This window comes from Thermococcus sp. 101 C5, from assembly GCF_009372125.1.
Classification (GTDB): Archaea; Methanobacteriota_B; Thermococci; order Thermococcales; family Thermococcaceae; genus Thermococcus_A; species Thermococcus_A bergensis.
In genome coordinates this window covers 1-6046 of record NZ_WHIZ01000084.1, presented here as the reverse complement: position 1 = coordinate 6046, position 6046 = coordinate 1, and the positions used below count along the sequence as shown (strand labels likewise).

The window sequence follows — 6046 nt, the reverse complement described above, 5'->3', positions numbered from 1 at the left end:
ACAACCCTGTTAGCTAAGAGCTCTATCTCCTTAAGCTCCTCTTCGCTGATGCGCTTGTAGTGAGCTATATCTAATCTCGCCCAATCAGTGCTTAATTGGGAGCCAGCTTGCCAGACGTGCTTTCCAAGGACTCTAACAAGGGCCCCCATAAGGACGTGAGTACCGGTGTGGTGTCTCATGTGCTGTATTCTCCTCTCCCAGTCAATTTTTCCGTGAACGCTGTCTCCCTCTTTGAAGCCTTCAGGCTTCTCCACCTTGTGGAGGATTACTTTGCCAACTTTCTGGACATCGAGCACTTTAATTCCGTTGAGCTCGCCCAAATCACACGGCTGACCTCCACCTTCGGGATAAAACGCTGTCTGATCCAAAACCACCCAGTCGTCTATTACCTTAAGCACCTTTGCATCAAACTCCTTCATAAACGGATCCTCATAGTAGAGGGTTCTCGTATCTGGCAAGTCTTGAACGAGCTCAAAGTCCACTATTCTCTTCTCCTCTTCTTTTTTGGCAGTCTTTTCAGCCTCTTTGGCAACTAGGCTGTAGAAGTTGTCCGGAACCTTGACTTTCATGCCTTCTTTTTCAGCTACTTCCTTAACGATTTCAGGAGTCAGCCCCGCGAAACCTCCTCACCACTCAGGGGGCTCCAGACTCATCATTCCATTATCCATGTAAAGATCCGGTTATTTTAACCTTTTGTCGCTGAGAATCAAAAATATAGGGAATCAAAGAGCATAGTATTCAGGCTTCCTATCCTTGAAGATGTCATTAAACTCGTTAAGCTTCTTGTTCCGTGCTTCTTCGATGTTTATATCAACAACCCCCACTTCCTCCTTATCTTCGCTTGCCCTGAGCAGGATTTCAGCCTTTGGTGAGTTTATCTGGCTCATGCCTATGAACTTTAGCCCCCTCTCCTCCCCAATTCTGTTCGCTGTTATGCTGAATACTCTGTTCTCAAGGCTCCTTATTGGCATTGCCCTCGGAGCATAGGGGAGAACCAGATTGGCCGGATGTGCAACGATATCTGCTCCCTTAAGGGCGAGTGTTCTCATCGACTCTGGGAAAAACCAGTCAAAGCATATCATAATCCCGACCTTTGCAATGCCTATGTTGAAGACATGAAAGCCAAGGTTCCCCGGCTCGAAGAAAAGTTTTTCCCTGTAGAAAAGGTGAATCTTGCGGTATTTTCCAATGTAGCCCCATCCTATTGGCCCTACAATGACAGCGGAGTTGTAAAGTTTCCCCCTCTCATCCTTCTCAGCGGTTCCAGCCACTGTGAATACTTCATGCTCTCTCGCCTGCTCGACAAGAAATTGAGTTGTCTCACCATCTGGAATCTGCTGAGCTATCTCTGCCACTTCCTCTTTTGTCTCAAAATTGTAGCCCGTGTCAAAAAGCTCCGGAAGAACAATGAGCTTTGCACCTTGCTTTGCAGCCTCTCCAATTAATTTCTCAGCTTTGCTGAGGTTGGCATTAAGATCCAAAAGCTTTGGTTCCATCTGAACAAACCCAACTTTCATTACCCCTCCCTCCTCAACAGTTAGGAGTTCAATGGTTAATAACTTATCGAGCACATTTTTGTCCAAGTCGAGAGCTATAAAAGGATAAAATCACAGCTACGCAGTTTTTAGGAGTTTCAAAAAGTCTAAAATTGCTAAAATTTCCCCGTATCCCAAAATCGCCCCATAGAATATCGCAATTCCACCGAAAGGCTTTTTCTTAACCACCAACACAATATAAAGGCGCAAGAACAGCTCATGAAATCCCGGGTAGAGGCGAAGCTCTGCATGATCAAATTTTCCTTTAATCTCCTTTATTTTGCTCTTTTTGTTTTTGCTATTTGCTAATCCCTTTTGATGGAAAAGCTTAAAAACCAAGCAAAGTGAGCTTAGTCTGGAACGATTATCGAGGTGATAATCATGAAGAGGAGACCAAGGAAATGGAAAAAGAAAGGAAGAATGAGGTGGAAGTGGATTAAGAAGAGAATTAGGAGATTAAAGAGACAGAGGAAGAAGGAAAGAGGATTAATCTGATCCCTTTTCCCTCTTTATATCTCTTTTACGTGATTATCATGAAAGACTCCCCTTACGAGGCGCTTTCTCTTGAACTAAAAACATCTTCCGGAAGAACTCTTGTTTTTGCAGACCCCCACATAGCTTTTGAACTTTCAAGAGGATTAAGGGTAAGAACGAAGTTCGAAAAAAGCCTTGCGGAGTTTATAAAAGAGAAAGACCCCAACTTGGTAATTATCCTGGGAGACGTAAAAGAACCCCTTGGAATCAGCGCGTTTGTCAAAAAACTACTGGTTGAATTTTTTTCTGAAATTGAGGAATACAGCATTGTCATAACAAAAGGCAACCATGATGGGAAAATTGAGAAAGTCACAAAGGAATTCAAAAATGTGGATATTGTCAGTCATTTTATCCTCGATGGCTTGCTTTTCCTTCACGGGCATCAGAACCTCCCGGAAGTTGAGTTTGAAAGAGCTTTTCTGGGACACATCCATCCAGCAATCAGCTTGAAGCTTGGGGGAAATGTCAGAAAGGTCAAATGCTTCTTCAGGGTTGGAAGCTTTCTGATTTTGCCCACGATAAACCCCTACATAGAAGGGTTTGACGTGAGAGAGGGTATAAAAATGGTGCCATTTTTGAGAGATTCCTCTTCTGGAGAGGCTTTTCTTGGAGATGGAACATACATCGGCAAAGTTGAGCTAAACCGCAAGGCTTAAAACCTATGAAGTTAAATATTCATAGGTGTGAGAGAAAGATGGGAGACGTGTACGATAAGATCGAGGAACTCTTAAAAACACTGGGATTCAAGAAGAACGAACTTAGAATATACCGCTTACTCTTGGAGAAGAAGTCCCCCATGAGAATAACCGAAATAAAAGAAGAGCTTGGAATAAGTGAGAGAAGCGTTAGAGAGCACGTCTTCAACTTGTACAAGCGAGGAGTCCTCAGAAGAGAGCTCATTCAAAGGGGCTGGTTTGGCTATGTTTATTCCGCAGTCTCTCCCGCGGAGCTTCTGGCAAGGCTTAGAGAAAATGTCGTTAAAAAGATAAACGAAATTGAAAAAGAGCTAAAAAACGACAATACCCAAAGACCTTAGTATCTCAACCGCTTTTTCAAGCTTTTCTTTCTCGAACTTCCCGTACTCCTCTTCCAGAGCTTTAAATGCTTCTCCTTTTGGCATTATCTCGCCAAGCATCAGCAGTTCATGGAGTAGAATACTCATTTTCTTGTCTTCCAGTATTTTTTCAAGCTCTGCTCCTTTCTTTTCGTCAATCTGCTTTACCGATCTTGGATAAATAATGCCTTTTTTATTCCACTTCAGCCAGGGCTCAAAGGTAAATTTGTGCCCTATGTTTAGCCCCAGGAACTTGGAATCCCTCGACAGCCCAAGCATAACCAACTTTTCTGCCACTTCGAGATTCCTTTCAATGCTGAGCTCTCCAAGGTACTTCATTGTAAAACCTCTGGCGAATCTCTCAAGCTCTTCTTTCTTTGCTTTTGCTAGGGCTAAAGCAGTAGCAAGTACCGCTTTTCCTATTATTTCAAGGCTTTCTTTGCTGATTTTCTCTACACTGTCCTCACTTGAGTGATAGAACCTGTCAGGCCAAGTTATGGGCATCACGCTTGGAATCCCAAAGAAGTTGAACACATCATGATCGCTTCCGAGCTCGTAGGGATAGCTTCTGATCTTCAATTTTGGCAGGGGACTCCCTCCAAAGCTCTCTCCACCAGAGTTTGCAAGGTTGAGGTAGTACTCCAGAATCCCAGAAACAATTGAAAACCTCGATAACGGAGTTCTAATTATCATTATCGTTGAGTTGGCTCTGTCTTCACTTCCCCCAACCATGTCAAGGTTTATTGCCACGTAGTAATCATCGAGCTTTGTATATTTCTCTATAAACGCCTGCGTTCCATAATGCTCCGGAATCCAAAGAAAAGCGAAGCCAAAGCGGAACGAATCGTTGTAGAGATTATTGAGCACCTTAGCCAGCTCAATCAGCATCGCTGCTCCGCTTGCGTTGTCATTTGCACCCGGTCTAGGGTGGCATATATGGGCTACAAAAAGAACATAGGGAGGTTTCCCCACCGTTGCATAAACAATCGGAAGTGCCTGGCTGTCTGAAATTAGCGTTTCAACCTTGATTTTTGCCGTTACTTTTTCACATTTCTTTAGTTTCCCTATAACGGTGTTTGCAAGCTCCTCGCTTAGGGCAACTGCAGGGATTTTTGCCCATTCCAAGTCGTTCTTGGCTAAAAACAGCCCAATGTAAGGAAATGCTTTGCCTGTTCCTTTTCTGTAGGCTATAAACGCAAGGGCCCCTTTTTCATTTGCTTTTTTGTAGTTTTCATGCCACTTCTCGCCCACCATGACAATCTTGCCCTTTGCGTTTTCCCAGTCTTCTTCCCTCTCTATTGCAACAACTTCCCCCTCGGCTTTTCCAGGTGGAGAATGTGCCATTACGAGAAGGGGCGTCTTGGAGGTTGTTATTCTCTTCCCCACAATCTCAACTTCCCCATGTATAAGATCCCACGCAATAGGGGAAACCAACGTTAAATGCCACCTTTCTCCGTCGTAAACATCCTCAAAGAGCCCTGCTTTTATGCCGTTCACCCTAAGCTCTTCTAGTATATATTTAGCCGCTTCAACAAGCTCTTTAGAGCCCTGTATCCTGTGGAACTTAGCAATTTCAGAAATGTACTCCAGAACATTTTCCGCATTAAAGACTTCGGCTTCTTCCAAAAATTCTCTCATAGATAACACCAATGAAAAATAAGCAAGAGAACGGATAAAGTTTACTCTTCTCTACCCAGCATTTTAGGGTGAGAAAACATCTGAGGCACATCAAGCGCTTTTGTAAGTGCAAGTATCTCTGGGGGTTCCACAATTTTTGGAGTTTTTAAAAACTGCAGAAACTCCTCCTCAATTTCAACTTTTTCTTTAACGGTTTCAGCCCCTAGCTTCCTTGATTTTTCCGGTAGAATTTCGTCCTCAAGTTTTTTCAGCCCTTGTGTTATTTCTCTCATTCTCCTTTCTTTTCCATCCTGAAGACCTTTCCTGTAGGCAGTTTTAACTTCCTCGTATATCCCCAAATCTTCAGCTTTTCTGTAAATTTCTTCCTTCTTTTTTGCTACCCACGACACCCATTCCGTGTGTCCTTTATAACCAACAAAGTACCCAAAGCGGTATGCCTTCTTTATCAGGTCTTCCCTCGTCACAGCAATCACCAGGGGGCTTCATTATACACTTCTATCCCATTTTCAGTGAATCTCACTTTTTTCATATTGCTATCATGTGCAGTTCCTCTCATTTTCAATATCTGAATCCCCCTGACCATCTGGAAATTCCTCATAAAGTGGTGCATCACTATTACTCCACTCGCTACATAGTAGTCGTCCGTATATTTATCGGACTCCATCATTTCTGTTATCACGAATGCCGTTATACCCATAAGAGAAAGAAGTTTTATCAGCCTAACCAGTTCCCTTCTTTTGTTCTCCGGATCCCTGACCATAAGCTCCAAGGGAGTGAAGGAATCTATGACAACTCTCTTTGCATTTTCATTAACAATGATCATCTTTATTTCGTCAAGGATTTCTCCCCAGCTAGGCTTTTTGTCTCCCGCTGTAATGGTAGAGCTAAGGTCGTATATCACTATTTTTTTGCTTCTAATGAAAGAAAGCAAATTAAACTTATAATGAAACATATCCTGGATTATCGTCTTTGGGTCGTCAACAAGAGATATATAAACTCCCTTTTCCCAGTTTTTTGCACCTTCAACAAGAAACTGGATTCCGAGAGTGGTTTTACCGCTCCCGGGTGGGCCTGTAACAACATAGACTCTTCCCGGAATCAATCCTCCTCCGATAAGGTCGTCGAGCCCTTTCACTCCTGTAGAAATTCGTCTGTAGAATCCGCTTGAGATGTCTTCCATGTACCTCCCGTTCTGCCTACCCGTAAAGTGTGTGTAAAGTGTTAATTTCATAACGGGTAGGCTTCCAGCCTCCCGTCTTCATTGGCTGGCTTTCGGGGGGAACGG

The 6046-nt window shown here is 43.4% G+C and carries 7 protein-coding genes and 1 pseudogene; 2 read left to right on the top strand and 6 right to left on the bottom strand.

Going from position 1 to position 6046, the window contains the following annotated elements; genetic code table 11:
* The 3 genes and pseudogenes from GBV73_RS10170 to GBV73_RS10160 all read right to left on the bottom strand — a co-directional run.
* Window positions 1-614 (bottom strand): annotated as a pseudogene (locus GBV73_RS10170) (alanine--tRNA ligase-related protein); the annotation flags it as partial.
* Between the two features lie 108 nt (window positions 615-722).
* The gene (locus GBV73_RS10165) at window positions 723-1517 is read right to left on the bottom strand and encodes a nitrilase (protein ID WP_152881144.1); all 795 of its coding nucleotides are present in this window, start codon (window positions 1515-1517) and stop codon (window positions 723-725) included.
* A 96-nt stretch (window positions 1518-1613) separates the two neighbouring features.
* On the bottom strand, window positions 1614-1874 hold the full coding sequence (locus GBV73_RS10160; protein WP_152881140.1) for a hypothetical protein: 261 nt from the start codon (window positions 1872-1874) through the stop codon (window positions 1614-1616).
* 194 nt (window positions 1875-2068) lie between these two features.
* Between GBV73_RS10160 and GBV73_RS10155 the strand changes: the two genes are divergently transcribed.
* Together GBV73_RS10155 and GBV73_RS10150 are read left to right on the top strand one after the other, a co-directional pair.
* Window positions 2069-2725: a metallophosphoesterase gene (locus GBV73_RS10155; protein ID WP_152881138.1), complete on the top strand. Its 657-nt coding sequence runs from the start codon at window positions 2069-2071 to the stop codon at window positions 2723-2725.
* Between the two features lie 38 nt (window positions 2726-2763).
* Window positions 2764-3105, top strand: coding sequence for a transcriptional regulator (locus GBV73_RS10150; protein WP_152881142.1), 342 nt, complete (start codon window positions 2764-2766; stop codon window positions 3103-3105).
* Here the strand turns inward: GBV73_RS10150 and GBV73_RS10145 are convergent.
* From GBV73_RS10145 to GBV73_RS10135, 3 genes are read right to left on the bottom strand one after another with little or no spacing between them, the layout of a single operon-like run.
* A complete protein-coding gene (locus GBV73_RS10145; RefSeq protein WP_152881137.1) occupies window positions 3076-4761 on the bottom strand; it encodes a DUF4910 domain-containing protein in 1686 nt (561 codons plus the stop codon). The two genes, GBV73_RS10150 and GBV73_RS10145, sit on opposite strands and share 30 nt — an antisense overlap.
* Before the next feature lie 41 nt (window positions 4762-4802).
* On the bottom strand, window positions 4803-5225 hold the full coding sequence (locus GBV73_RS10140) for a hypothetical protein (protein WP_225807239.1): 423 nt from the start codon (window positions 5223-5225) through the stop codon (window positions 4803-4805).
* Between the two features lie 5 nt (window positions 5226-5230).
* The gene (locus GBV73_RS10135) at window positions 5231-5941 is read right to left on the bottom strand and encodes an ATPase domain-containing protein (protein ID WP_042699545.1); all 711 of its coding nucleotides are present in this window, start codon (window positions 5939-5941) and stop codon (window positions 5231-5233) included.
* Window positions 5942-6046: the final 105 nt, after the last annotated feature.